The sequence below is a fragment of the Sphingomonas sp. genome (assembly GCF_965248875.1).
Classification (GTDB): domain Bacteria; phylum Pseudomonadota; class Alphaproteobacteria; order Sphingomonadales; family Sphingomonadaceae; genus Sphingomonas.
In genome coordinates this window covers 232,917-257,497 of the sequence record NZ_CBDFKR010000011.1, presented here as the reverse complement: position 1 = coordinate 257,497, position 24,581 = coordinate 232,917, and the positions used below count along the sequence as shown (strand labels likewise).

Annotated in this window: 16 protein-coding genes; 5 read left to right on the top strand and 11 right to left on the bottom strand. The window is 70.3% G+C overall.

Going from position 1 to position 24,581, the window contains the following annotated elements:
* Positions 1-16 precede the first annotated feature (16 nt).
* Positions 17-1,567, bottom strand: coding sequence for a type IVB secretion system protein IcmH/DotU (gene icmH, locus ACP2AD_RS08155; RefSeq protein WP_425229577.1), 1,551 nt, complete (start codon positions 1,565-1,567; stop codon positions 17-19).
* Between the two features lie 10 nt (positions 1,568-1,577).
* Positions 1,578-2,918, bottom strand: coding sequence for a type VI secretion system baseplate subunit TssK (gene tssK, locus ACP2AD_RS08150; protein WP_425229576.1), 1,341 nt, complete (start codon positions 2,916-2,918; stop codon positions 1,578-1,580).
* A gap of 117 nt (positions 2,919-3,035) precedes the next feature.
* Here tssK and ACP2AD_RS08145 point away from each other — a divergent pair, with 117 nt between their 5' ends.
* On the top strand, positions 3,036-4,460 hold the full coding sequence (locus tag ACP2AD_RS08145; protein WP_425229575.1) for a peptidoglycan DD-metalloendopeptidase family protein: 1,425 nt from the start codon (positions 3,036-3,038) through the stop codon (positions 4,458-4,460).
* On the opposite strand, the gene ACP2AD_RS08140 is transcribed toward ACP2AD_RS08145, so the two are convergent.
* The 9 genes from ACP2AD_RS08140 to ACP2AD_RS08100 all read right to left on the bottom strand — a co-directional run bounded on the left by ACP2AD_RS08140 (position 4,453) and on the right by ACP2AD_RS08100 (position 21,060).
* Positions 4,453-5,331, bottom strand: coding sequence for a lysostaphin resistance A-like protein (locus ACP2AD_RS08140; RefSeq protein WP_425229574.1), 879 nt, complete (start codon positions 5,329-5,331; stop codon positions 4,453-4,455). The genes ACP2AD_RS08145 and ACP2AD_RS08140 overlap by 8 nt on opposite strands.
* A 17-nt stretch (positions 5,332-5,348) precedes the next feature.
* Positions 5,349-5,828, bottom strand: coding sequence for a DUF4123 domain-containing protein (locus ACP2AD_RS08135; RefSeq protein ID WP_425229573.1), 480 nt, complete (start codon positions 5,826-5,828; stop codon positions 5,349-5,351).
* Positions 5,825-6,307: a PAAR domain-containing protein gene (locus tag ACP2AD_RS08130; protein WP_425229572.1), complete on the bottom strand. Its 483-nt coding sequence runs from the start codon at positions 6,305-6,307 to the stop codon at positions 5,825-5,827. The genes ACP2AD_RS08135 and ACP2AD_RS08130 overlap by 4 nt, the downstream gene beginning before the upstream one ends.
* A 1-nt stretch (position 6,308) precedes the next feature.
* Positions 6,309-6,782, bottom strand: a complete 474-nt coding sequence (locus tag ACP2AD_RS08125; protein WP_425229571.1) for a hypothetical protein — start codon at positions 6,780-6,782, stop codon at positions 6,309-6,311.
* Positions 6,773-7,591: a hypothetical protein gene (locus ACP2AD_RS08120; RefSeq protein WP_425229570.1), complete on the bottom strand. Its 819-nt coding sequence runs from the start codon at positions 7,589-7,591 to the stop codon at positions 6,773-6,775. Before ACP2AD_RS08120 ends, ACP2AD_RS08125 begins: the two co-directional genes overlap by 10 nt.
* A gap of 13 nt (positions 7,592-7,604) precedes the next feature.
* The gene (locus tag ACP2AD_RS08115) at positions 7,605-7,940 is read right to left on the bottom strand and encodes a hypothetical protein (RefSeq protein WP_425229569.1); all 336 of its coding nucleotides are present in this window, start codon (positions 7,938-7,940) and stop codon (positions 7,605-7,607) included.
* A 64-nt stretch (positions 7,941-8,004) separates the two neighbouring features.
* Complete coding sequence (locus tag ACP2AD_RS08110; RefSeq protein WP_425229568.1) at positions 8,005-11,178, bottom strand: CHAT domain-containing protein; 3,174 nt, start codon at positions 11,176-11,178, stop codon at positions 8,005-8,007.
* Complete coding sequence (locus ACP2AD_RS08105) at positions 11,175-19,241, bottom strand: filamentous hemagglutinin N-terminal domain-containing protein (protein ID WP_425229567.1); 8,067 nt, start codon at positions 19,239-19,241, stop codon at positions 11,175-11,177. The genes ACP2AD_RS08110 and ACP2AD_RS08105 overlap by 4 nt, the downstream gene beginning before the upstream one ends.
* 52 nt (positions 19,242-19,293) lie before the next feature.
* Positions 19,294-21,060: a ShlB/FhaC/HecB family hemolysin secretion/activation protein gene (locus tag ACP2AD_RS08100; protein WP_425229566.1), complete on the bottom strand. Its 1,767-nt coding sequence runs from the start codon at positions 21,058-21,060 to the stop codon at positions 19,294-19,296.
* Positions 21,061-21,362: 302 nt separating this feature from the next.
* On the opposite strand from ACP2AD_RS08100, the gene ACP2AD_RS08095 reads away from it, so the two are divergent.
* From ACP2AD_RS08095 to ACP2AD_RS08080, 4 genes are read left to right on the top strand one after another with little or no spacing between them, the layout of a single operon-like run.
* Positions 21,363-22,391, top strand: coding sequence for an SPFH domain-containing protein (locus ACP2AD_RS08095; RefSeq protein WP_425229565.1), 1,029 nt, complete (start codon positions 21,363-21,365; stop codon positions 22,389-22,391).
* Positions 22,392-22,398: 7 nt separating this feature from the next.
* Positions 22,399-23,070 (top strand): DUF4178 domain-containing protein, encoded by a 672-nt coding sequence (locus ACP2AD_RS08090; RefSeq protein WP_425229564.1) that lies wholly within the window; start codon positions 22,399-22,401, stop codon positions 23,068-23,070.
* A 3-nt stretch (positions 23,071-23,073) separates the two neighbouring features.
* Positions 23,074-24,411 (top strand): DUF4178 domain-containing protein, encoded by a 1,338-nt coding sequence (locus ACP2AD_RS08085; protein ID WP_425229563.1) that lies wholly within the window; start codon positions 23,074-23,076, stop codon positions 24,409-24,411.
* A complete protein-coding gene (locus tag ACP2AD_RS08080; RefSeq protein ID WP_425229562.1) occupies positions 24,411-24,575 on the top strand; it encodes a hypothetical protein in 165 nt (54 codons plus the stop codon). The genes ACP2AD_RS08085 and ACP2AD_RS08080 overlap by 1 nt, the downstream gene beginning before the upstream one ends.
* The last annotated feature ends 6 nt before the right edge of the window (positions 24,576-24,581 follow it).

The following is a 24,581-nucleotide window of genomic DNA, read 5'->3' as shown; positions in this document are numbered from 1 at the left end:
GGGAGCCCCCCTCCCCTTACTGATAATGACGCGGCACGACGACTTCGACGCGGCGATTGCGCGTCTTGCCGGCGGGCGTGTCGTTGGATGCGATCGGCACCGTCTCGCCCAGGCCGCGGACGATGACGCGATTCGGGTCGGCGATGATGCCCTTGATGATGTTCGCCACCGTCGTCGCCCGCTTCTGACTCAACGTCATATTGTCAGGGAACTCGATGGTGTTGATCCGGGCACTGTCGGTATGGCCCTCAACCGTGATCTGGCCCTGCTCGTTCTGCACCGCGCGGGCGATCCGCTCGAACAGTTGGCGCTGCCCGGGTTCGAGCTGATCGGAGCCTGACTGAAACAGCTGGCCGACCTTGGTCCGCACCCGCACGGTCTGCGCGTCCTCCTCGATCGACACGAGATTCTGCTGAATCTCGGGCGCGAGGAATGTCTGTAGCGCGCCCGCCTGCGCGCTCGGTCCGGGCGCCGCGACCGGGCCGCCATTGCGCGACAGCCGCAGCGGATCGCTGGGCATCGCGCCGGTCAGCCGGTCACTCGGCGCTTCGCCGGCGGAGCCGAGCAGCAGGAGCAGGACGACATACACGACCAGCAGCAACGCCGCCGCCGCGGCCGCCGCGATCGCGACATAGGTCCACAGCCCGACCTTGCCGAGCGGCGCCTTTTCACCGCGCCAGCGGGGCGACATCTCCAGCATCGACAGCGAGCGGACATGCTCCAGCGCGCCCTGCAGCCGCGCCATGATCTCGTGCAGCCGCCGTTTGCCGTCGGGCATGACGCGGAAGCGCCCCTCGAACCCGGCCGCAAGACAGGCGTGGTACAGCTCGATGATATCGCGATTGTCGCTCGGCGTGCGCAGCATGTCGTCGACCAGCTGCCAGAAACGGTCGCCGCCGATATTCTCGCGGAAGAACTGCACCACCATCGACCGGCGCGCCCACTCCGCGCCGTCATTGCCCGCACCCGGCAGGTTCTGCGCGACGTCGTCGATCGTCGCGCAGACCGCATACTTCGCGCGCTGCCGCGTCTCTTCGGAATAATGCGGCGCGATCGCGCGTTCGAAGTTGGTGATCGCCCGCGTCGCCTCGCGATGGAACTGCGGCAGCGGCGTGCGCAGCCGCCCAGCGCGCATCCCGGCGGCAAGCGCCAGCACCGGCCCCGCTTCCGCCAGCATGACGTTGCGCGTTTCGCGCGGCGTGGCGGGCAGCGGCACGTCGTCCTCGCCCAGCCGCGAAGGGGTCAGCACGGGGGCAGGTCCCTGCGCGTAGCCCTGTTGCGGCGGCTGCTCATGCGACAGGGTCGGCATCGCGCCATAGCCGTGAGGGTCGTTGCCCGTCGCGGCCGCACCCCAATTCGGCGGCGGCGGCGCCTGCGGCGGGGGTGGTGGTGCCCCCCATCCCTGCTGCGGCGGAGCGGGCGGCGCGCCCCACCCGTCAGCGGGCGGCGGAGCGCCCCAGCCGCCGCCCTGCGGTGGCGGCGGCGACGCCGGGCCACCCGCCCCTCCCTTGCGCCCCTGCAGCGGGGAGGGGCGAAAGACGGTCTTGTTTCCGCCGGAATCGCTCATCGCCGGTTACTCATCTGTTCGCCCTTTTCACGGCCCACAGTTCCATCTTCAGCTGCGGCCAGTCGCTCGCCACATGCAACCCCAAAGCGGGCGCCGTCGCGAACTCCCGCCAGTCGGGCACGCCTCGATCGAGCTCGAAATAAACGAAGCCCGGCAGCACCCTGATCTGCGGCGGCGGCGTGGGCGTGTGGCGCAAAGGTACGCCCGGCAGCGCCGACTCGACGATCTGCCGCATCTTGGTGACCGACCCGATCTTGGCGACGGAAGGAAAGCGTCCGCGAATTTCCTCCACCGGATTGGCGGCGGAAACGGCGAGGTAGAAATAGCCGGTCTTGAACAGGTTGTTGTCGGTGATCCGGCTGACATACGCCCCCGGACCCGCCGGCTCGAGCGGCAGCTGGATCGCGGCCCGGTCGAACACCGCCGACAGCATCGACTGGATCAGGTCGAACACCGGATCGAAGCACGCCTGCGGGTTTTCGTGATCATAGCGCGGCATGGCGGGTGCCTTGCGCTCCTGCCGGATCATCGTCGCCAGCTCGCCGGCAAAGCCGATGAGCGATTCATACAGCCGTTCCGGGTGGATCGTCGGCAGCCCCTCAAGATGCTCCAACATCGGGATCCAGCGATTGAGCGCCTGCAGCAGCAGGAAGCTCGCGAAGCTGTCGGCACCGCCCTCGACGGTTTCCACCGCGCGCAACGCCAGCTCGTCGGCGCGCTGCTCGGCGCGGCCGATGATGTCGGTCAACCCCGCCGACAGCCGCTGCGACGCGGCGATGTCCAACGTCGGCGGGATGTAGCGGTCGTCGAACATCAGCCGCTTGTTCTGCACCTCGCGGACCTTGACGGTGCCGAGCGTGACGCGTCCATAGAGCTGGTCGCGGGTGATGCCGAAGCGCAGGTTCGGACGGCCGAGCTCGACCGGTTCGGTCGTGCGGTCATCGGAAAAGGCGTCGCCGACCTCCACCTCGTCGACCAGAAAGCGCGCATCGAGCGCACGCGCATCGGCCTCCTTGAACTCGACCGCGCCGACCTGTCCGGCCGGCAGCGTCAACGCGATCAGCGCGTCGCGCGATTCGGGCGGCACGTCGAGCGGCTCGGGCGGCGGCAGCTCGTCGGGGATCGCGAACGGCGTGCCGTCGGGCATGATGCCGCGGGCGCGGGTGATGCCGAACTTGCCGAGGCTGGCCAGACTTTCGTCGATCACGATCTCGGTAAAGCCCCAGGCCCAAGGCTGGATGCTGTCGACGCGGGCGCGCAACTGCGAATCGAGAAACCGGTCCTGCGCCTGAAAATGCTGCGGACGCAGGAACATGCCCTCGCGCCACGCAACACGGTTCTTACCCGCCATCGATCCCCCCAATCCCCGCATACGCTTTAAGCACAGCTTCCGCTTCTGCAAAAGCCGGGTTATTCAAGGGCGCAGCGCGGAAGCGGGACTTGTGCGCGAAATGGGGGACGCGCGGGCATGGCCGACGACGAGCGGACGTCGTTCGATCCGAAGACATGGCTGATCGCGCCGGGCGAGGCCGGCGCGCCGCCGCCGCTGGTTGCGGTATCGCAGCCGCAGGCGCGGACCATGCCGCCGCGCGCAACGGTCCTGCCGCCCAGGCCGGTCGCTGCCGCAGCCGGGAAGCCGCCCTATGCCCTCGCCGCCATGTTGTCGGTGCTGCTCCTGACCGGCGGGGCGGCGGCCGCCTATCTGACGCGCAGCGCATCGCCCGCTGCCGTGCCGATGGCGGCCCAACCTGGAGCGCCCTCGGTCGTGGCACCGCCGCCGCCCGAGGTGATCGACGCCAGCCGCCGTACCCTCGTTGTCGCAGGGCCTGGCGATGTCGCCGCCACGCTGGCGGGCACCGGCATCGCTGCGGACGCCGCCGCCGCGGCTACCCGCGCAGCTCAGGCCGCGATCGGGCCGGACCCTGGCGAGATCCGCATGGTCATCGACCTGACCGGTCCAGACGGCGCGCGGCGGATGACGCGGCTGGAGGCGACGCGCACCGACGGATCGGGCGCGATCCTGACGGTGCGTCCCGACGGCAGCTATGGCAGCGAGGTCCAGCAGGCGCGGCTGACCACGGAAGTCCAGGTCGTGCGGGGCGAAATGGATGCGACCAGCTTCTACAACGCCGCCGTCACCGCGGGCATTACTGACTCGCTGATCGAACCGTTCGCCAAGGCGCTGTCGTTCGATTTCAACTTCGCAACCGACGTCCACCCTGGCGACGTGTTCGAGGCCGCGTTCGAACAGAAGGTCAATCCGCAGGGCGAGCAGGTCGGCTCTCCGACGCTGATCTACGTCTCCATCCAGACGGAGGCGAAGTCGAAGGCGCTCTACCGCTTCCTCGCGCCCGGTGAGACCGAGGCCGGCTGGTTCGACGGCAATGGCCACTCGACGCAGACGGCGCTGATGCGCACGCCGGTCGACGGCGCGCGCATCACGTCCGGGTTCGGGATGCGTTTCCATCCAGTGCTCCACTATACGCGGCTGCACGGGGGCGTCGACTTCGCGGCGCCGATCGGCACCCCGATCTACGCCGCCGCCGCCGGCGTCGTGACGAGCAGCTCGCCCACCGCCTGCGCCGGCAACATGCTGATCCTCCACCACGATAACGGCTGGGAAACCCGCTACTTCCACTTGTCACGCTATGCCGATGGGATCCATCCTGGCGTGCGCGTGACGCAGGGCGAGACGGTAGGCGCGATCGGCACCACCGGCTTCTGCACCACCGGGCCTCACCTCCATTTCGAGGTCCACATCAACGGCGAGAAGGTCGACCCGATGACCGTCGACTACGGAACGGGCAAGGCGCTGAGCGGCGACGGCCTCGCCGCCTTCCGCCGCGAACGCGACCGGATCGACCGTGCCCGGGCGGCGCCGACGACTAGCTGACCGCCGCGACCGGCCTGGCAGTGACCGGCATGGCCGCCGCGGGCAGCCGCCGCCAGCTTAGCAGCACCAGCGGCAGCAGGATCGCGAGCAGTACGATAGTCATACCGATGGACCCGTTCAGCCCCTCGGTCGAGCCGCCCCACATCGTCGCGCCGACCAGTTCCTTGTCGACGGCCGCGCCGAACGGACCGATGCCGGGATTGGGATCGAGCCCCCAGCCCAGCTGCTCCGCCGCATTCCACGCGAAGTGCGCGCCGATCGCCGTCGCCAGCCCTCCGCTGCGCGCGGCGAACAGGCCGAACATCAACCCGCCCAGGAAGAGGTTGAGGAGACTCAGCGGCTCGCGCGCCCCGCCGGCGACATGCAGCGCACCGAACGCCAGCGCGCCCGCGACGATCCCCGCAACCTGTCCCCAGCGTACGGTCAGCGCCGGTTGCAGCCAGCCGCGAAAGTAGATTTCCTCCGCCGCCGTCTGCAGCAGGACGACACCAGCCCCCCACGCCAACAGCGTCGCCGTAGCGCCGGTCGAAACGCCGTCCGCCAGCGTGCCCGCCAGCTTTGCGTAGAGCACTGCCGTGCTGAGCCCCCCCAGCCCGACCAGCAACCCGATCCCCAGCCCCGCCGCCGCCCGCCGCCCCGGCGCCAGCGCGTTGCGCCGTTCGAAGGCGGCGGCAATCACGGCGATCAGGATCAGCGGCACGAACACCAGCACGTTGAATACGGTCTCGACCAGCGGCGGGATACCCATTCGCGCCGCCCCGATCAGCGTGGTGATCCAGCGGCCGCCATGCGCCTGTCCGGTCACGACGACTCCCCAGCAGATGCCGACTGCGACCGCCAGGATCGCCAGGCCGATCAGGACCCTGCTCATCATCGTCCCCTCGGACCTCAGGCCGCGACCGCGGGCCGGTCGCCGTCGAACAGCCGCTCACCGCGCCAGCGAAAGCTGTGCTGCGCGCCGTCCTCGCCCTCGACCGAGAACTGCCGCACCTCCTCGAACCACTGCCGCTGCTGCTCGGGCGGCGCGGCGGGCAGATAGATGCGAAACACGCGCGGGTCGAAGAAGCGGAACAGCGCCTGCGTCCCGTCCGGCAACATCACCTGCAGGAAGCGGCGCAGATGTTTGCGCAGGCCATCGAGCGACAGGGTCGTTTCGATCAGTACGCCCCAATTCTGGCCGGCGCCATGCTCCTGCCACCGGCCGATCAACGGCTCGCGTTCGTCGATCGTGACCAGCCAGGGCGACGCCGCCGCAAGCACGGGCGCGAGATCGCCCGACAGCAGGCAGACGCGATCGGCGCATTGCTCCACCAGTGGGTGGAGACGCTCGTCCTGCGCCGTGTCGATCACCGCGAACCAGCCGCTCACGGACAGCGCGCGCAGAACGCCGCGCCGGTCTTCGCCGCGTCCTTGTACACCGCCGCCTGCTGGGCGGGGACGCTGTACGCCGAGGCTGCATTGAGCATCGTCCCGACCTCGCCTGGGCCGGAGCCCATCCCCGCCCCAGCGCCGCCACCGCCGCCGCCGCCGCCGCCCCCGCCACTGTCGCCGATCAGGACGGTTGGCAGGCCCATGACGATGGCGCCGCCATGCGCGCACATGTCGGTCAGCCGCGCGGCGGGCTGACCAACGACGAGCACGGTGAACGCGCCCATGACGATGACGTCAGGCGGCCCGACGCACAGCGCCATGTCACCCATCCGCGCCTGGGGCATGCCGCCGGTCAGCACCGTCACCGCGCAGGGCGGCAGGATCGGTCCGCCGACATGCGGAATCGGCGGCACGCCGGGCGTCACCATCGGGCAAACGTGCATGTCGCCCAGGCGGGCGGCTGGCAATCCGGCCATGTCAGTGGCTCCTGCGCTGCGGCGGCCAGCGCCGCGTCTCGATCAGATGGCGGACGTCGCCCTGCGGTGGCGGCGGATCGGGGAAGCCGATCGCGCGCAGCTTGTCCCTGACCCGGACCTTGGCGTCGCCCTCCGCCGTGCCGGGCGGGAACGGGTTGGTGCGGATGTAGTGCATCGCGGTCAGCCCGAACTCGTCCGCCGCCCAAGGATCGGCGCCATGGTCGGCCAGGATTTCGGCGATGACATATTGGCCGGTCGCGATCGCCTTCAGGAACGGCGTCGCACCGCTCTCGTCGCGCTGCTCCAGCCCGCGACGGGCGACCGCCGCCTCGCGCGCGGCGGCGGGGTCACCCTGTTCGACCGCAACCATCGCGTTCATCGCCTGATGCCGATCCCCGTCATTTCTATTACCGTCGCCCATGCACCCCACCATCGTCATCGCCGCCACCGGCCAAAGCCAGCGCCTCAGCGGCATTTGTTGTCCTTGATCGCCTGATCGACCTGCCCCGCGCGCTTCGCCATTGCGTCGTTCGCCGTGCCCATGCCGTGCAGCGCCAGCTGCCGGTTCTTGAAGGCGATCGCGCGGTTCTTCAGGTCGTACCAGGGGTATTTCTTCGCGACATCCTGTCCGAGATAATCCGGCGGATCGAGCTTATACACCTCGGTACCCGGCGTTGTGCCGATCAGCCCCTCGTTCGCGGCGGTCAGCGGATCGCCGCGCACGTTCACGGCGTCGATCCGGCCGTTGGTGTTCGGCTGCGGCACCGTGCCCTTGTTGAGCGACGCGGCGTTGAAGGTCGCCGCCGGCAGCCCGCTGTTGCGCGACGCCGCTGTCGCCAGGCCGCCGCCGAGCGAGTGGCCCGTGAAATGCGTGTTCGCGGCCTGGGGCGAGGCGGCGATCGAGCCGCCGATCCGCTGCGCCTGCTTGTAGTAGAAGCTGTCCATACCCGCGCCCTGACGCAGATTCTGGCCCCAATCGGCACCGGATTCCGTGCCCTTGAACGCGACGATACGCTCACCCGTGGTGGAGTTGACGAACACGCGCGCGCGAAAATCGGTCGGCTTGCCGTTACCGTCCCTGGGATGCTCTAGCATCGCCGGATTGAGGTTCATCTCGCGCAGTTGCTCGGGCGTCGCTTCGGTATAGCCGGGAGGCACACCGTCCGGGTCGCCGGGCGGCTTGTAGGCCGCCGCCGCCGCCGCGCCGTCCGCACGCAGCCGCTTGAGCTTGGCTTCCTCCGCCAGCAGGTCCTGGCAGGTGCAGGGCTGGACCGCGCCCGCCATCAGGCTGCCGTGCTCATGCCGCGGTTGGTCCGCGTGCGGCAACGCCACGGATGCGCTCCAGCCGGGCCGCGGCCGGCTCGTCGAGGAACAGGATGTCGCTGACCTGCAGGAACTGGATGCCGTCCATCTCGGGCATCAACGCGAAGGCGGCGGCGTAGAGCGAGATACGCCGGTCCTCGTCGTCCTCGATCCCCAGCTGCGCCGCCTCCTGCGCCGCATGCTGCCGCCGCGCCTCCAGGTCTCCCGGCGGGAGGCCGTTCTGCGCCCACCATTGGCCGAACTGCGCCGGCTGGCGCCGCGCCGCATCAGCCTCCAACGCCGCCAGCGTGTCGGGATGGATCTTCAGCACCCCGCCATCCTCACTCCCACGCGCCGCCGACGCAAGCACCCCGCGACCAAGGACCGACGGGCCGTCAGCGCGTCGCCGTCCCCGTTCCCCCCGCCGCGGGTGCGGCCGTGGACCCGGGCGTCGCGGTATGAACGTTGGACAGCATCATCTTGGTCGAGTCACCGACGACGAAATACGGCCCCCAGTAGAAGGGATGCGAGAATTCCGGATTGTGCATCAGCGTTTCCTGCGCGGTCTGCAGCGAACCGCCGATGCTCTGTTGCCGCGCGACCGAATAGAAGCGCTGGATGAACTGGTCGGTCTCCTGTCCCGCCGACACCGGCCAGAAGGTCGCCAGCACCGCGCGGCTGTTGGCGGTCAGAAAGGCGCGGACCAGTCCTTCCAGCGTCGATCCGGCCTCCTCCTGCCCCGATCGCCGCGCCAGCGCCTCGTCGCGCACGCCCGACGCGGTGTCGCAGGCGGACAGCACGACCAGGTTCGCGTCGAGCCGCAGCCGCGCGATCTCGTCGAAGCTCAACAGCCCGTCCGAGTTGGCGTCGCCGAACGACGTGACCAGCGCGGGCGGCGACTTGTTGCACCCCCACACCCCTTCCTCCAGCCCGTGGGTGGCAAAGTGGAGCACCTCGAAATCGGCGAGGTCGGTGCGGTTCTCGACCGCCGTGTCGCTGAACGCGGCGCCCGTCACCTCCGGCGCGTCGGGCACCCCCAGCGCCGCCGAGGCGAGCACCAGCTCCTCGCGCGCGATCGGGCGCAGCTGATGCGACAGATCGGCCAGCGTCGAGAAGTTGACGGTGCAGCCGAAGCCGACCGACACCTGCCGCGTCGCGTCGTCGCCGGTCGGCGTCGGCGCGGGCTGATGCTCGCCCAGCCCGAGGAACGCCTGTCGTGCAGTCGAAGGCGGCAAGGCGCGCGCGACCAGGAACGAGCGCGGCGACAGGGCGGTCGAGATCGGCAGTTTGCCCGCCAAGAAGCCGACATGGCTGAAGTCGAATGGGGCGGCGGTCTTGCTGGCGGCGTAGCGATCCACGCTGGCGCGGTCGGTGACGAGAACGCCGGCGGGCAGATTCTGGAGCGGCCCGGCAGGATCGACCACCAGCGCACTGGCGTGCAGCATTGCGTCTGTCGCCGGACCGGTAATCAGCGCGAACAGCGTATAGGCGTCGGGCACCGCGAACGGCACCATCTGGCCTTGGTCCAAACGCCCGTCGATCGACGCACGCACGCGGGTGGCGAGGCCGTCCAAAACCGTTTTCGGCGCGACGATGGGATAGATGAAGGTCCGGTCGGAACTGACATACATGCCGTAGGCGCGGCTGTTCAGCTCGACGAGCTTGAAGAACCCCTCCCCCGGCCGCAGCGCTTGACGGAGCTCGGCGATCGTCGCCGGGCGGTCGTCGATCGCACGGTAGCGGGCCGATGCGCCCAGCTCGGCGTCCAGCTGATACAGCCTTGCCTCGGCGGTGGCGCGCTGCTGCTCCATCGCCGTCGTCGCCTGGCCCGCCTGCGCCGCCGCGGAGATGTCATAGCGAAGCTTGGTGATCTCGCGTTCGAGCTCGGCGCGGTCGCGCACCTTGACCCCGATAGCCGGGTCGGCGGTCACCACCGACTGCAGCTGGGTGAGCTGCCGCGCGACCGCAGGCTCCCCGACCGCCTGCACCGCGCGGAAGAACCGTTCATAGGTGTCGGGCGAGTGCGTCCGCCCGGCATCTGCGATCAGCAGATCGAGATAGCGCGCGACGCCGTTCGGCAGCGACGTTGCCCCGCCAACCTCGTTCGCATCGATCAGCAGATCGATCGCCGCATCATATTCGCGCCGGATCTGCTGGGGGTCGCCGCCCGCATCGGCGATGATCCCCGCCCGCTCCAGCGCGGTTTCGGCGATGGTCGGCTCCGTGCCGGTGCCCGCCGTGTTGAGCGCGCCCTGCCGCAGCTGCGCCAGCGCCCGGTCAAAGCTGGCGATCGCAGCCGGATATTGGTGACGCCTTGCTTCGAGCCGTCCTTCCTGGCGGTTGATGTGGGCGCCGAGCCACTGGATCAGCGTCGGGTCGATGCGCTCGCTGACCAGCGGGCGATAGGCCGCCGTCGCCCGGTCCAGCGCCGCCTGCGCGCCCGTCTCGTCCCCCAGCGCCAGCAGCGCCACCGAACGCGCCCAGCTCGCCTGCCCGTCGAGCACCAGCTGCTGCAACGCCGCCGTCTCCGGCACCGCGATCGAGCTCGACACATCGGCGCCCGAGCGGCCGGGCTGGTTGAGCAACCGGACCGTGGCCGCATCCTCCAGGGGCTGGCCGACCGGCGCAGGCGCCGACACCAGCCGGTCGAGCGCCGCTAGCGCCTCGCGGAACTTGCGCTGATTGAGCAGATCGAGCGCGCGGTACGCATCGCGCTTGCGGCCGAGAAACGTGATTCGCGGGCCGGCGCCGGCGGCGGCGAGGAGGGTGTCGGCTTCAGTGAAGTGTTCGGCGGCGGAGTCGCTGAAGCGGATGTTCGAGTCGGCCAGCCCCGCCTCGAGCAACAGCTCGGCGCGGGTCGCGGGCGAGGCGCTGGCGGGCAGGCGGCTCAAAGCGTCGTTGAGCACGCGCGAGGCCTGTACGTACAGCCCCTTGTGGTTGAGGTTAATCCCGTCGCTCAGTGCCACCGCCGAGTCGAACGCGGCCGCGCCGTGCGCGTCGGTGCCGGCGGGCGCGGCGCCCAGCGCGGCGAGCTGGATTGCGGGCGTCACGGTCCGGCCGTTGTCGGTCGAGGCACGCTCGTGCCCGACGATCAGCCGCACCGCCTCCTCCGCCGGACCGAGTACGCTTTCCGCTGCGGAGACGATCACGAAGCGGTTGCCCACTGCGGTCTCGAACGACACCGAAGGCGTGGCGAGCAGGCTGTCGTAACAGCGCCGCGCCTGCACCGCGCCCACGTTCGCGATCTGCACCGCGCGCGCATCGCCGCAGTTCAGCGTGCGGCTGATGCTGTCATGGCTTTCACCGACGTGCAGCAGCCGGACGGAACCGAGCGACCGGCTGGCGGCGACGTTGCGGCAGCCGATCGACCAGCTCTGATCGAACGAGTCCAGCATCGCCGGGTCGCGCCAGTTGCGCGTCGCCGTGCACGGTTCGCCCGCCGCATTGCGCCCCAGGTTGAAGCTGTCGGGCTGACCGCGCAGCGCCTGTGGCCCCGCGCATGCCGTCATGGCGACAGCCAGAGCGGCGACCGACGCGACCCCGGCAAAACGTCCAAGCGCTGTGCTCACTGATGCTGCTCCCTGTTCTGCACGCAGTTCGGCTGGGTCGTGTCGTTCGGACACTGCGTGTCGGTCACCGGCCCATCGATCAGCCCGAAGCCGGAGAACAGCGCCTCATTGTTGGTGCCGACCACCGGATCGAACGGCAGCGCCAGGTCGTCGGCGGTGTGGAAGACGTTGAGGCGGCTGGCGTCGAAGACATTCAGCAGCGGCTGGCTCACCACCGCCGTGAGGCAGCCCGCACCCGACCCGGCCAGACAGCCGTTGATGCGCGTATTGGCGAGGTCGACCCCGCTGACCTGTACGAACGAAGAGCCGGTGACCGCAGCCCCGGTACCGGTGATGCCGTTGATCGATCCGAAGATCGCGAACGCGCTGGTCGTACCGGTCCCCGGCCCCTGCACCACCAGCGCGGGCACGGCGGGCGACGCCGCCGAGCCCAGCGCTGCCCCCGTATTGGCCCCGGGCACGCCCGCATTCTGGAACAGCGCATAGTCGGTGTAGCGAACCGTCAGGCTGCGCGCCGACACCAGCACCGAATCCGTGAGGTAGGCCGCACCGCCGAAGGTCGAATTGTAGAGCGACGAATTGGGATTGCCGACATAGTTCGACGCGACCGCGGAGGCCGACAACGGCGTCGCGCCGCCGGCGAAGCCGATCGGATCGAGGAAGCCCGCCGCCTGACCGACGCCGATCCGGCCGCCGCGCAGGTCGAGGTCCGCAGTATCGAACAGCAGCCGACCGCCGGTGTTGGTCGTCGACGCGACGCCGCCCGCATCGGGCGTGGCGACGACACGGATTACGCTCGCCTTGTCGGTTGTCGTCGCCAGCGTACCGCCCAGGCGGAAGGTCCGCCCGCTGCCCGATCCCGAGACGCCGCCCGTCACGTCGATGCGACCCGTCGCCAGCATGTCGACCCGCGTCCTGCCCGCCGCCGCGTTGAACGCGAGCGTGCCGAGTTCGATCGCGCCGGTTCCCGCGTCGAAGGTCAGCTGGTTGGCGTCGACGAAGTTCACTTCCGCCTGTGACAGCTGAAAGCCGTTCGCGGCCGTGCCGTTGCCGAGCCGCAGCGTGGTGGTCGCGGGGGAGCGGTCGGTGAACACCACCGTCGCGGCGCGCTGCGTGCCGGTGATCGCCGCGTCCAGCGCCCGGATCGAGATCGTCGCGCCGGTGCCCGCGATCACTTGGCCCAGCGCTGCGCTGCCGCCCGCATCGAACGTCGCGTTGCCGCTGGCCGACGAGTTCCCCGACAGCGCGATGTTACCGGTGCTGGTCAGCGTCAGCGCGGCATTGGCGACCGACTGGCCCGCGATCGTCTGCCCCGCGGTGATCCCGGCCGCGGTCACCGTCACGCCCGCGCCCGCTGTCGTCTGGCCGAGCGTCGCCGCGCCGGCCGCGGTCACGGTCGCGGCGCTGCTGCCGCCCGCGGTAAGCGTCGTCGCCGCAAGCGTCCCCGCCGATTTGAGCGTCAGCGCGCCGGTCGTGGTGACACCGGTGCCGATCGCCAGCGCCCCGGCCGTGCTTGTCACATCCAGCGTGGTCTGCGCCTTCGCCATGCCGGTCACGTTGACGCTGCCGCCGGTAACGCTGATCGCGGCGCCCATCGACGTGATCGCGGCGATCGTGGTCGCCCCGGTCGCGGTTGTCGTGGCGTTGCCGCCGCTGGTCAGCGAGGTGCCGATCGTCAGCGCGCTGTTGGTGCCTTGCGCGTCCAGCGTCGCCGTTCCCGGCGCGCTGCCGGTGCCCAGCGACACCGCCCCCGCCGTGCCGCGGATCAGCAGGGTCGATCCCGAGTTCGCCGTGCCGACCGCCGCCGCGCCGCCGATCACGCTGATCGCGCTGCCGCTGAGCGAGGTGGCGATGATTGCGCCGCCCGCACCGACCCCGAGCGCGCCGGTGCTGGTGATCGCGCCCAGCGTCTGGTCGCCGGTAGAGGTCAGCGCCACACTCGCCGCGTTGCCCGTACCGAGCGACAGGCCGCCGGCGTTCGCGGTCAGGGCGAGCGCCCCGCCCGCCGTCGCCGCGGTCAGCGTCACCGCGCTGCCGCTGCCGGCCACCGTGGTGCCGGCCAAGATCGTCCCGCCGGTCAGCGCGCCAGACCCGGCGGTCAGCGTCGCCGCACCGCCGGTAGCGGTCAGCGTGGCGCCGGTGAAGGTGATCCCCGGCGCCGTGAGCGTCAGCGCCCCTGGCACCGTCAGATTCTGCGTCACGCTCAGCGCCTGGCCGTCGACGAGCTGGAAATTGGCGCCTCCACCGGTCAGCGTGAAGGCTCCGAGGCTGGCGATCTGATTGGTCTGCGCCAGCGTGACGCCGCCGGTCGCGGACCCGGTCAGCGTCGCCGCGGTCAGGACGCCCCCCGTCTGGGCGAGCGCGCCGTTGCCGACGAGGCTGACCGCCCCTCCGGTCACCGCACCTTGCAAGACGATGCCGCCGCCATCGGCCTGCAGCGTCAGCGCGCCGGCGCCGGTAGTGACCGGCCCTGTCACGGTGAGCCCGGTCGCGGTGTGCAGCGTCAGCCCGCCCGCCGTCAGCACGCCGAGTGTGGCGATGTTGTTGGCGTTGCCCAGCGTCACCGCGCCGCCCGTTGCGCCGGCCAGCATGTTCGCGGTCACGACCGACCCCGCGGTCTGCGTCACCGCGCCGGTGATCGGGTTAGCCGTGGTGCCGAGCACCAGCGTCGCCCCCGCACCGGTGTTGACGGTGCCGAGCTGAACGCTGCCCGCATTGAGAAGCTGGACCGCGGCCGCCGAGCCGTTGGTGGTGGTCAGCGTGCCGTTCAGCGTCACCGCGCCGCCGCCGCCGTTGAGCAGCAGCACGCCCGCGCCGCCGTTGACGGGCGCAGCCGCCGCCTGGGTGATGCCGTTGCCGGTCAACGCCACCCCGGCGCCGGTGACCGCCTGGTTGAGGGTCAATGCGCCGCCGTTGACGGTCAGCGACGCCGACCCCGGCGTCGTGATCCCGCTCAGCCCGTCGACGGTGCCGACCGTCAGCGCCTGGGTCAGCGTCTGCGCGATCGCGACACCGACATCGGCGGCGATGGTGCCGATCGCATTCGGTCCGCCGGTCGCGAAGTTCCCGGTGCGCAGCGCCAGCGCGGTCAGCGGCGCGGTGTTGCCGATCCGGCCGGAGACGGTGAACGATCCCGCATAGGGGGTTGTGGCGCCGGTCTGCACCGACAGCGTGCGTGTACCGTTGACGTTGCCTGTCACCGTCACCGCCGCGGCGGTCGTCCGCAGTTTCGTGTCCGCGCCAAGCGTCATGTCGTCATAGCTCTGCGCGCCGGCCGTCGTCACCACGCCGCCGTTGATCGCCACCGCATTGTCGACGGTCAGCGACGCCAGCGGCGTCCCCACGATCGCTGCGCCGCCCGGCGGCGTGCCCCCGCCGACCGCGCCGCCCAGGATGGTCGGGCCGGTGGTCGAGATGCGCAGCGACTGGCCTCCGGCTGTCGTCGCATCGACCTTGGCGAAGCTGATCGCCCCGGCGCCGGCGCCGCCGTTGCTCTGCACGACCGTATTGCCGGTCAGGACGACATCGTCGGTATAGGTCTGGCTGCCGGTGACGTTGATCGTGCCGGTAAGGCTCGTCGTGCCGCCGCCGCCGCTCGCGAAGTTCCGGACGCCGGTGAAACTGCCCGCGTTGAGGACGGTGAGGCCGGAGAAATTGAGCGTCAAATCGAAGCCGTTGCCACCGATCGCGCCCGCGAAGCTGCCGTTGACGCCGGTCAACACCGTGTTGGCGTCGAGCACGACCGCATCGCCATAGGTCTGGCTGCCTGTGGTCGTGATCGCGTTCGACAACCGCGTCGTGCCGCCCGCATCGGTCGTGATGAAGTTGGGTGCGGCGGCGCCGGTGCCGGTGATCTGGGTCGTGCCGGCGGTGTTCACGGTGAGGCCGCGTGGTCCGCTGAGCGTTCCCAGGGCGACCAGGCCGCCGCCCACGGAGGTCAGCGTCACGTCGCCCGCGCCGTTGAGCGTGGTCGCGCCGTAGGATTGGCCGAGGTTGGTCGTGACGGCCGTCGTCTTGATCTGCGTGACGGCAGCGCCCGTCGCATCGATCCGGTCGAGCGGAGTCGTGCCGCCGGCCGCGCCGCTCAGCGTCAGCGTGCCGGGCGTCGCCACGATCAGCGCGCCCGGGCCGTCCAGCGTGTCGCCAAAGGCGATGTCGCCCGCCGTTCCCGCGCCCGTACTCAGCAGCTGCGTCGTCGCGAGCAGCCTGACCGGCGTCAGATAGGTCTGCGTCCCCGTGGTCGCGACCGTGCCGCCGTTCAGCGAAAGCGGTCCCGCCCCGTTGACGAGGAAGTCGCCGACATTGGCGACCGCGCCCGCGGGCAGCGATGTCGCCGCCGTGAAGGTCAGCGTCAGGTTGCGGTGTGCGCCGGTGCCGTCGACCGTGGTCTGCGTCAGCCCGCGCCCGATCAGCGTCGCCGACTGGTTCAGCGTCAGCGCTCCATAGCTCTGATCATTGACGGTGCGGATCGTCACCGGCATGCCGCCGCCGATCGTCGTGGCGCCGCCGGTCTGCAGCGACAGCAGCCGCACGCCGCCGCCCGCAGCGCCCCCGGCATTGCCGTCGAACTCGGTCGGCGAGTTGGTGATCAGCCCCTGCGCTTCGTTGGTGCTCGCCACCGTGTTGGCGAACCTGATCAGGCTCGCCCCGGCGTCGAGCGTCACCGTCGCGCCGAGCGTGACCGGATCATTGTAGGTCTGTGCACCGGTCGTGGTGAGATTGCCTGTCAGCTGCAGCGTGCCCGCCGCGTCCGTGGTCAGCGCGCCGACGCCGGTGACGGTGGCGCCCAGCTGCTGCGCGCCCGATGTGTTGAGCGTCAGGCTGTTGCCGGCGCCGGCGACGCCGGTGGTAAAGGTCGCGACCGTCCCGCTCAGCACCGTGGCGGTCGTCAGCGTCAGCGTGTCGCCAAAGGTCTGCGCACCGCTTGTGGTGACGACGCCCGTGTTGAGCGTCGTCCCGCCGCCCGCATCGGTGGTCAGCGCCGGCAGTCCCGTCACCGCACCGTTGAAGCTGGTCACACCACCGGTGTTGACGGTCAGCGCCACCGCGCCAGTGGCCGTGCCCGCAAGCGTGATCGCCCCGCCGCCGGTCGAGGTCAACGTCACGGCCGGACCGGCGCCGCCGGTTGTCACCGCGCTGTATCGCTGCAGCCCGGTGGTGGTGACGTCGGCGTTGAGCGCGGACCCGCCGGCCGCGCCGCCGGTGTCGACCGAGGTCAGCGCCGTGCCGCCGCCGACCGCGCCGTTGAAGGTGATGCTGCCAGCCGTCGTCGACATCAGCGTCTGCGCGCCGTTGACCGTGCCCGCAAAGCTGATGTTGCCGTTGGCGCCCGTGCCGCTGCTGTTGACCGCGACGGCGCCGCCCAGCGTGACGTTGTCGCCATAGGCCTGCGTGCCCGATGTCGCGACGACGCCGTTCAGCGTCGTGCCGCCGCCCGCATCGGTGGCAAGGTTCCTGACGCCACCGATGGTGGCGCCGTCGAGTGTCGTCGCCGCCGATAAATTGAGCGTCAGGTCGTGCGTATTGCCGGTGACGCCGCCGGTGAACAGGGCAGTCGTGCCGGTGAGGATCGTGTCGGTGCCGAGCACCAGCGGACCGGTATAGGTCTGGCCGTTGACGGTTCGCAGCGCGCCGCCGTTGAGCGCGACGTTGCCCGCGCCGTTGCTGGCGAAGCTGTCGAACGCCGCCGTCGTGCCCACCGGGCCCGCCAGCGTTACCGTGTTCGCGCCCGCGGCGACGGTTAATGCGCCCGCCGTGCCCGTGCTGTTGACGCTGCCGTTGAACGCCACCGGACCGCCCACCGTGAGCGACGCGGCGCTGAACAGCGCGTCGCCGTTGATGGTCAGTCCGCCCGGCGCGACCAGCGCGCCCGCGGTGAAGGTGCCCGCGACCCGCAGGTGCGTGCCCGTCAGGCCCGTACCGATCGTCGCCGTCGAGCCGTCGTCGATGCCGAGCGACGTCACCGCGGTCGTCACGCCGATGCCGCTGGCGACGGCGATCGCCGACCCGGCGCTGCCGCGCAGGGCGACGCTGCCGCCGTCGATCGCGGTGCCGGTGATGCCGCCGCCCGACGTCAGGTTCTTGCCGCCGCTGCCGGCCAGGCTGGTGAACGTCGCGCCGCCGGTGCCCGCCTGAACAATCAGCCCGCCGGTGAGCGTGCTGTCCTGAAGACTGACCGCGGCCGCGCCGGTTGCCGCCGTGACGGTGATCGCGCCGGTCCCGGCGGCGAGGTTGCTCAGCGTGCCGCCGATCGTCGCGCCTGCGTCGCCGCGCAGCGTCAGGTTGCCGCCGGTCGCGACCGCGCCGGTGCCGAGCGTCAAGCTGGTGCTGATCGCGTTCGCGCCCGACAGCGCGAGGTTGCCGGTGGTGATCGCACCGGTGCGGCTGATCGCGCCCGGCGTCGCCGCCGCCGCCCCGATCTTGCCGCTGACGATCGCCGCCTGCACATTGCCGAGCTGAAAGCCGCTGCCGTCGGCCGCCGTCGCGAACTGGATCCCCGCCGTGGCGGCGGGGTTTGCGATCAGCGTGCTGCCGGTCAGCGCCAGACCGGCCGTGCCGTCGCCACCGACCTGGAAGACGCGGCTCGCCTGACCGGCCGTGTCGCCGGTCAGCGTCACGCCGCCGCCGATCGAGACGACACCGCCGGCGGCGTTGAGGCCGATGTCGGTCAGCACCGTATCGGCCACGACCGCCGCGCCGTTGCCGAGCGAAACATTGAACCCGGCAAGCGACAGCGAACCGGCGTCGATCGCGCCCGTCACCGCCACCGCGCCCGCGGCCGGCGTCGTGCCCAGGTTGGTGGTGAGCGTCAGCGCGTCGCCCACGGTAACGGCGCCGGCGGTGATGTTGCCCCCGCCCGTGGCGCCGGACCGTCCGCTCACCTGCAACGAGCCGACGGCGCCCGGTGTCGTCGCGCCGACCGGAGTGCGCAGGTTGACCGGGCCGATGGTGAAGGAGGTCGATCCGGTCGTGTTCGCGCCCGGGTCCAGCGCGACGCCCGTCGCACTGAAACTCTGCGCCGTGCCCAGCACCACCACCCCGGCGGGGGTCAGCCCGGCGTTGGTGACCGTCGCGCCGCTCATGTCGAGCAGCGCGTCGACCGCCGCCTGCGGGTTGATCAACGCATAGACCTTGTCGGCCACGATCGCGCCGCTGATCGCGTTGCCCGCCACCGGCGTGCCCGAATTGATCGTGATCGAAAGCGGACCGCCCGGCGTCGTGCTTACCGAAACGTCGTTGGCGATCACGAACGAGACGGAGCCGTTCGCGTCATTGCCCGCGTCGCTGGCGCCGGGCCGGAACTGCGCGGTGACGTTGATGCTGGGGGCGATCAGCGCCAGCACGCCGCTGGTCGTGTTGATCTGCGCGGCCGCGCCGCCGCCGGTGATCCCGTTCGCCAGCGCAGGATTGTTCGGGTCGGCGGCGGTAGTGACGTAGCGCAGCGCATAGGCCCCGCCGATCGCCGTTGTCCGGAAGGTCTCGACATTCGCCGCGTCCAGCCCGAGCGAGCTCAGCACCAGCGCGCCGGTGTTGATGTTGGCGTTGGCGCCGATCATGATGCCGTTGCCGTTGACCACCCAGACCTGGATGTTCGACGCCGCATTGACCGTCCCGCCCAGCGTCGTGGTGCCGCCGGCGACCTGGTTGAGCACCGCCCGGCTCGCCACCGCGTTGCCGTCGCCGTTATTGTAGTTGGCGACGGTGTTCGCGGGAACGTTGAACTGCGCCCAGTTGATGACGGTGTTGCGTGCGAACAGATTGACGTTGAGCGTTTCGGGCGTCGGGGTCGGGCCGCCCGAGGGCGCCGTCCGCACGATCGTCGGCGCATCGGGCGTGACGTTGACGCCCAGCACCTGTGTCGTGGTGTTGGTGGTCACGTCGGCGTTGAAGTCGTTGATCGACCCGAAGCTGCCATAGTTGCTGGTCTGCGCTGCCGCGGGCGCGGCCAGGACGCCCAGGCTGACCCCAAGCGCGCTGCTGAGCGCCAGCCGGCGGCGCACGGACAGGCCGGGCGTTCGGCCGGCGGACCGGCGGTTCGGGCGGATGGCGGCGGTGCGGGTCATCGATACTCTCCCGAAGATACTGGCCGAAGATTCTGCCCGAACATGTTCGTCGTCATCGCGCGCGGGGGTCGAAGCGGGCGGTGATGGAGATCAGGAAACGATTGGGCGGACGCGTCTTGTCGATGGTCAGCGCCCGATCCTGTGGATGGGCATACATCGCTTCGACCGACACCTGATTGGCGAAAATGGCCCGCAGCCCCCCGCCGAACGAGCGCAGGTGCCGGTCGACCTCCGTCGAGTTGCGATCCAGGTTGGTCAGCCAGACGCTGTCGTAAAAGCCGAACACCTGCGTATCGAACCGGGTGGAGTTGAGCGGGAGGTGCGCGATCAGCTCGCCGCGCACCCCCACCGCCCGGTCACCGCTGTTCGAGCCCGGATCATAGCCGCGCCCGATCGTCAGGTTGCCGAGGCTGAACTCCTCGTAATTGAGCAGCGGATCGTTGGCATATTGCGCCCGCACCGCGCCCGCGACCGAGAAGATCCGGCTCAGCGCCGCTTCGCCGTCGAGGTCGAGCCGCACCACCGTCGCGCGGCTGTTGCCGTCGACGCGGCTCGGGATCGCGCCGGTGCCGCTGACGCTGCCGATCGGCGTCGCGCTGAAGATGTTCAGCCCTTTGCGCGCCTCCAGTCCGCCGCGCAGCGAATAGGCGATCGAGCCGTCGCCGCGCCGCCCCGTAAGGTCGCCGCTCAGCCGGGCGAAGACGATCCGCAGCCGGTCGCGGTTGAGCGGCGTCGCCGCCGATCCGCCGGTTGCCACCGAGGTGGTCTGGTTGACGAAGTCGAAGCCGGCGCCGATGCGCAGGTTGGAGCCCAGCGACCGTCTGAGCGGCGCCGACAGGTCGAAACCGGTGATCAGCGTGCGCGTATCGAGGTCCAGCGCCGCCAGATCGGGCCTCGACCACGCATAGATGATCCGCGGCCCGAACGAGATGTTCTCCAGCCCCAGTCCGAAGGTATAGCCCGCCTGGACGATCTTCTGTTCGGAAAACTGGGTCGTCGCCGACGCCCCGACATAGGCGACATCCTGCAGCCCGGTCAGCCCGTACAGCTCGCCGCGGACATAAACCGTCTCACGCCCCAGCGCCTTACTGTTGAAGTTCTGCGCATTGCCGATCAGCGCATAGGGCCGATAGGTGATCAGCAGGTCGCCGATCACGTCGCCCGGCTGCGTACCCGCCGGCCGCAGCGCCAGCTGCACGTCCAGCCCCGGCACGTCGCCCGCCAGCAACAGCGCGCGTTCGGCGTCGTGCTCGTTCAGCGGGTCGAGCGAACGCAGCTGGTCGAGCCGCCCCTCCAGCGCTGCGCGGTACGGGCCCGGGGTGCCGCGGACGCGGATTTCGGTGATCCGCGCGGTCACCACCTGGAACTTCAGCTCGCCGGTCTCGATGCTCTGCGCCGGGATCTGGACGGAGGCGACCCAGCCGTCGCGCCGCAGCGCCTCGTTCGCCGCATCGCGCAGATCGCAGATGACGCGGATCGGCTGGTCCCCGCCCGGCGCGGCCACCCCCGCCAGCGTGCGCGCGACCGGCGCCTGCAGCGGGCTGCCGTCGGGGCGGGTGAAGCTGACCCGGTTAAGCGTGAGCCGGATCGGCGAGGTCTCGAACGGGCAGCTCGACTGGACCAGCGCCGCGCGCGAATCGACGCTCGCGGTCGCCGGCGGCGCGGTCGTCGGAGCCGGCGGGGTCACCTCTTCGCGGCTCGGCAGCGGGTTCCCCTGCGGGGTCACGGTCTGCGCACCAGCCACCGCCGGCCAGGCGAAGGCCAGCGCCAGCCCCGACACCGTCGTCGTCGCGATCCCGAGGCGCCGCTGGCTGCCCATGCATATTCCCCCACAATGCCGATCCGCGCGCAGCGCCCGTCGAGCGCTGTCCCGTCGAACGGACCGACAATCCCCCGCCGCGCCGGACTCGCGGCATGACCCCACGCTGCTACCGCCTTACGCTTCGCATAGTCAAATCGTCCGGACGCATCGACCAATCACCGGATACATCCATCCGTCATGACATTGTCATGTCAATCCAGCGACTTCGCGCTTCCGTCAAATCGGGCGGCGACGCCTTCCCCCGGCCGCGGGGATGCCGTAAGACCGGGCGGAAAGCTTGTTCCGAGGGGGGCCGCACGATGAGCTTGTTTGGTTTCATTTCAAAGCAGCTGGTCGACGTCATCGACTGGACGGAGCAGCCGGGCGACCTGGCGCTGCGCTATCCGATCGCCGACCGGGAGATCCAGAACGGCGCGCAGCTCACCGTCCGCGACGGTCAGATCGCGCTGTTCTATGACGAGGGCCGCGTCGCCGACGCATTCCAGCCCGGGCTCCATACGCTCGACACGGCAAATCTGCCGATGCTCACCTCGCTACGGCATTGGGAGACGGGCTTCCGCTCGCCCTACAAGGCCGACGTCTATTTCTTCACGACGCGCGAGCATACCGGGCTGAAATGGGGCACGCCGCAGCCGATCACGGTGCGCGACAAGGAGTTCGGCGCGATCCGCATCCGCGCCTTCGGCTCCTATGGCTTCCGGATCGACGACGTGCCCACCTTCGCCGGCAAGCTGATGGGGACACTGGAGCATCTGAGCGTCGCCGATGTCGAGCCGCAGCTGAAGAGCGTTATCACCACGGCCATCGCCGCCGCGCTGGGCAAGGGGGATACCGCGTTTCTCGACATCGCCGCCGATCAGGCGGCGATGTCCGAACGGCTGATGGCCGCGGTCGCCCCCGCCTTCGCGCAATGGGGGCTGAAGTGCACCAGCTTCTATGTCGAAAGCGTCTCGCTGCCCGAGAATGTGCAGGAGTATCTCGACAAGGGCAGCCAGATGCGGATGGTCGGCGACCTCAACCAATATGCCCGTTTCCAGGCCGCAGACTCGATCGACGAGGCGGCGGCGGCGAGCGGCGGGGTCGCGGGTGTCGGCGCGGGGCTGGCGATCGGGCAGAATATGGCCGCCACGCTGGGCAGCGCCTTTGCCCAACCCACCCAAGCGTCCGCGCTGGCCAGCGCGCCACCGGCCGCAGCGCCAGCCGGGCCGATCTCCTCCGACGATGCGTTCGAGCAGATCGAGAAGCTCCACAAGCTGCTGCAGATGGGCGCGCTGACCCAGGCCGAGTTCGACGCGAAAAAGGCTTCGTGGCTGGCGCGCATGGGCTGACGCCGCGATGCTGTCGACCAACTGCCCGAATTGCGGCGCGCCGCTTCAGTTCCGCTCGGCCAATCTGGCGGCGAAGGTGTGCGACTATTGCCATTCCACCATCGTCCGCCGCGGCGACCAGCTGGAGAACGCTGGCAAGGCCGCGACGGTGCCCGACGACGTCAGCCCGCTCCAGCTCGGCGTCCGCGGCCATGACGGCCCCCGCCCGTTCGAGATCGTCGGCCGCGTCCGCTGGGCCTATCGCGACGGCGCGTGGAACGAATGGTGCGCGCTCTACGGCGACGGCCGCTACGGCTGGCTGAGCGAGGCGTCCGGCCGCTGGATGCTCTTGGAGGAAATCGGCATATCCGATTGCAGCGGCGACGCGGTGCTGGCGATGTGGAACGGCCAGCCGGTCACGCCGGGAATGCCCGCAAAGCTGGGCGACTTCGATTTCACCGTCGCCGATGTCGAGCAGGTCGGCTGCGTCGGCGCAGAGGGCGAACTGCCCTACCCCGTCCCGATCGGAACCACGGCGGTCAGCGTCGACCTGCAGCGCCCAGACGGCCGTACCGCATCGCTCCAGACCGAGGCGGGCCAGCTCTCCGCCTATACCGGCCGTTACGTGACGCTGGCCGAGATCGGCGCGACCGGCCTGCGCGAGTTCGACGGCTGGCCGATGCCGCGGTTCGCCGCCTGACGCATGGCTACCCGTCCCGGTACCGTCCGCGCGCTCAACTGCCCCAATTGCGGCGGGACGATCGCGTTGCGGGCGGCAGGGGCGACGGTGTCGCTGATCTGCGAACATTGCGGCTCGACGCTCGACGCCACCACCCCGGAGCTGCGCCTGGTCGTCGCGGCGCAGGCGGCGATGCAGCGCCCGCTGATCCCGCTCGGGACCCGCGGTCAGCTGGCCGGCCTCGCCTGGGAGGTGGTCGGCTATCAGGAGCGCACCGACGACGAGGTGTTCTGGAGCGAATACCTGCTCTTCAACCCCTATGAGGGCTATGCCTTCCTGGTCGACGACGGCCGCCGCTTCAGCCTTGGGCGGCTGCTGACGGTGCTGCCCGGCGACCGCTGGGGCGGGCTGACCCTGGACGGCAAGAGCTTCAACCGGTTCGGCACCACCTATCCGGTGCGCACCACCTTCGTCGTCGGCGAGTTCTACTGGCGCGTCGCAGTCGGTGATCTGGTCGGGGAGACCGATTACGTCCGCGACGGCGTCATGCTGGTCTGTGAGGAGTCGGGCAACGAACGCACCTGGACCGCGCTCGACATGCAAGGCTGGGGCGTCGCCGAGCGCGCGTTCGGCCTGACGCCGCGCGCGGCGAGCTACAGCGGCACCCCCGCCCCGCACGAGCCTTCGCCCTACCGCACTGCGATGCGCGACGCGATGATGATCGCGGCGCTCGCGCTGGCGGCCTGCATCGTGATCGCGATCGGCACCGGGCTGTCGACCCGCGTCTTTGCGCGCGACCTGACGGTGCCGCTCGACGAGGCGACGCACAGCACCGTGCTGGGCCCGATCACCGTCACCGCGCCACACGAGAAGGTCCAGATCACCGGCCGCGCGGGCAACCTCGACAATATGTGGGTTGACCTCGATTACTCGCTGGTCAACCGGCAGACGCAGCAAAGCTACGACGCCTATGGCCTTGCCGAATCCTATCACGGCACCGACAGCGACGGCGCGTGGAACGAGGGCAATAGCGGCCCGGAGACCGGCCTCGCCGCGATCCCGGCGGGCACCTATGACCTGGTGGTCGAGTCGGCCGCGCACCGCTGGACCGACCCCCACGCACAGAACGGCGCAACCGGCATCTTCGGCTCGTCATCGGACGGCGCCGGCTTCGGCGGCAGCGTGCCGGTATCGGTCACTGTCGACCGCGGCGGCGGGTTTGCCGGGCCGTTCTTTCTCGCGGTGCTGGCGATCGTCATCTGGCCGCTGATCGCCTGGGGACGGCACAAGGGGTTCGAGAAGCGCCGCATGGCGCCCGTCACGGGCGGCGGCGATGATTCAAGCGGGGACGATGACGACTGATGAGCCGCTCGGGTCTCCTCTTCGCGCTGTTCTGCATGGGCGTGGCCGCGCTCTATTTCATGTCGGCGCGCAACGGCTATTCGCCCTTCGCCGATGGCGGCAATCGCGGCGGTGCCTTTTTCTACGGCGGCCGCTCGGGCGGCGGCGGCCCGCATCATAAATAGGGAGAT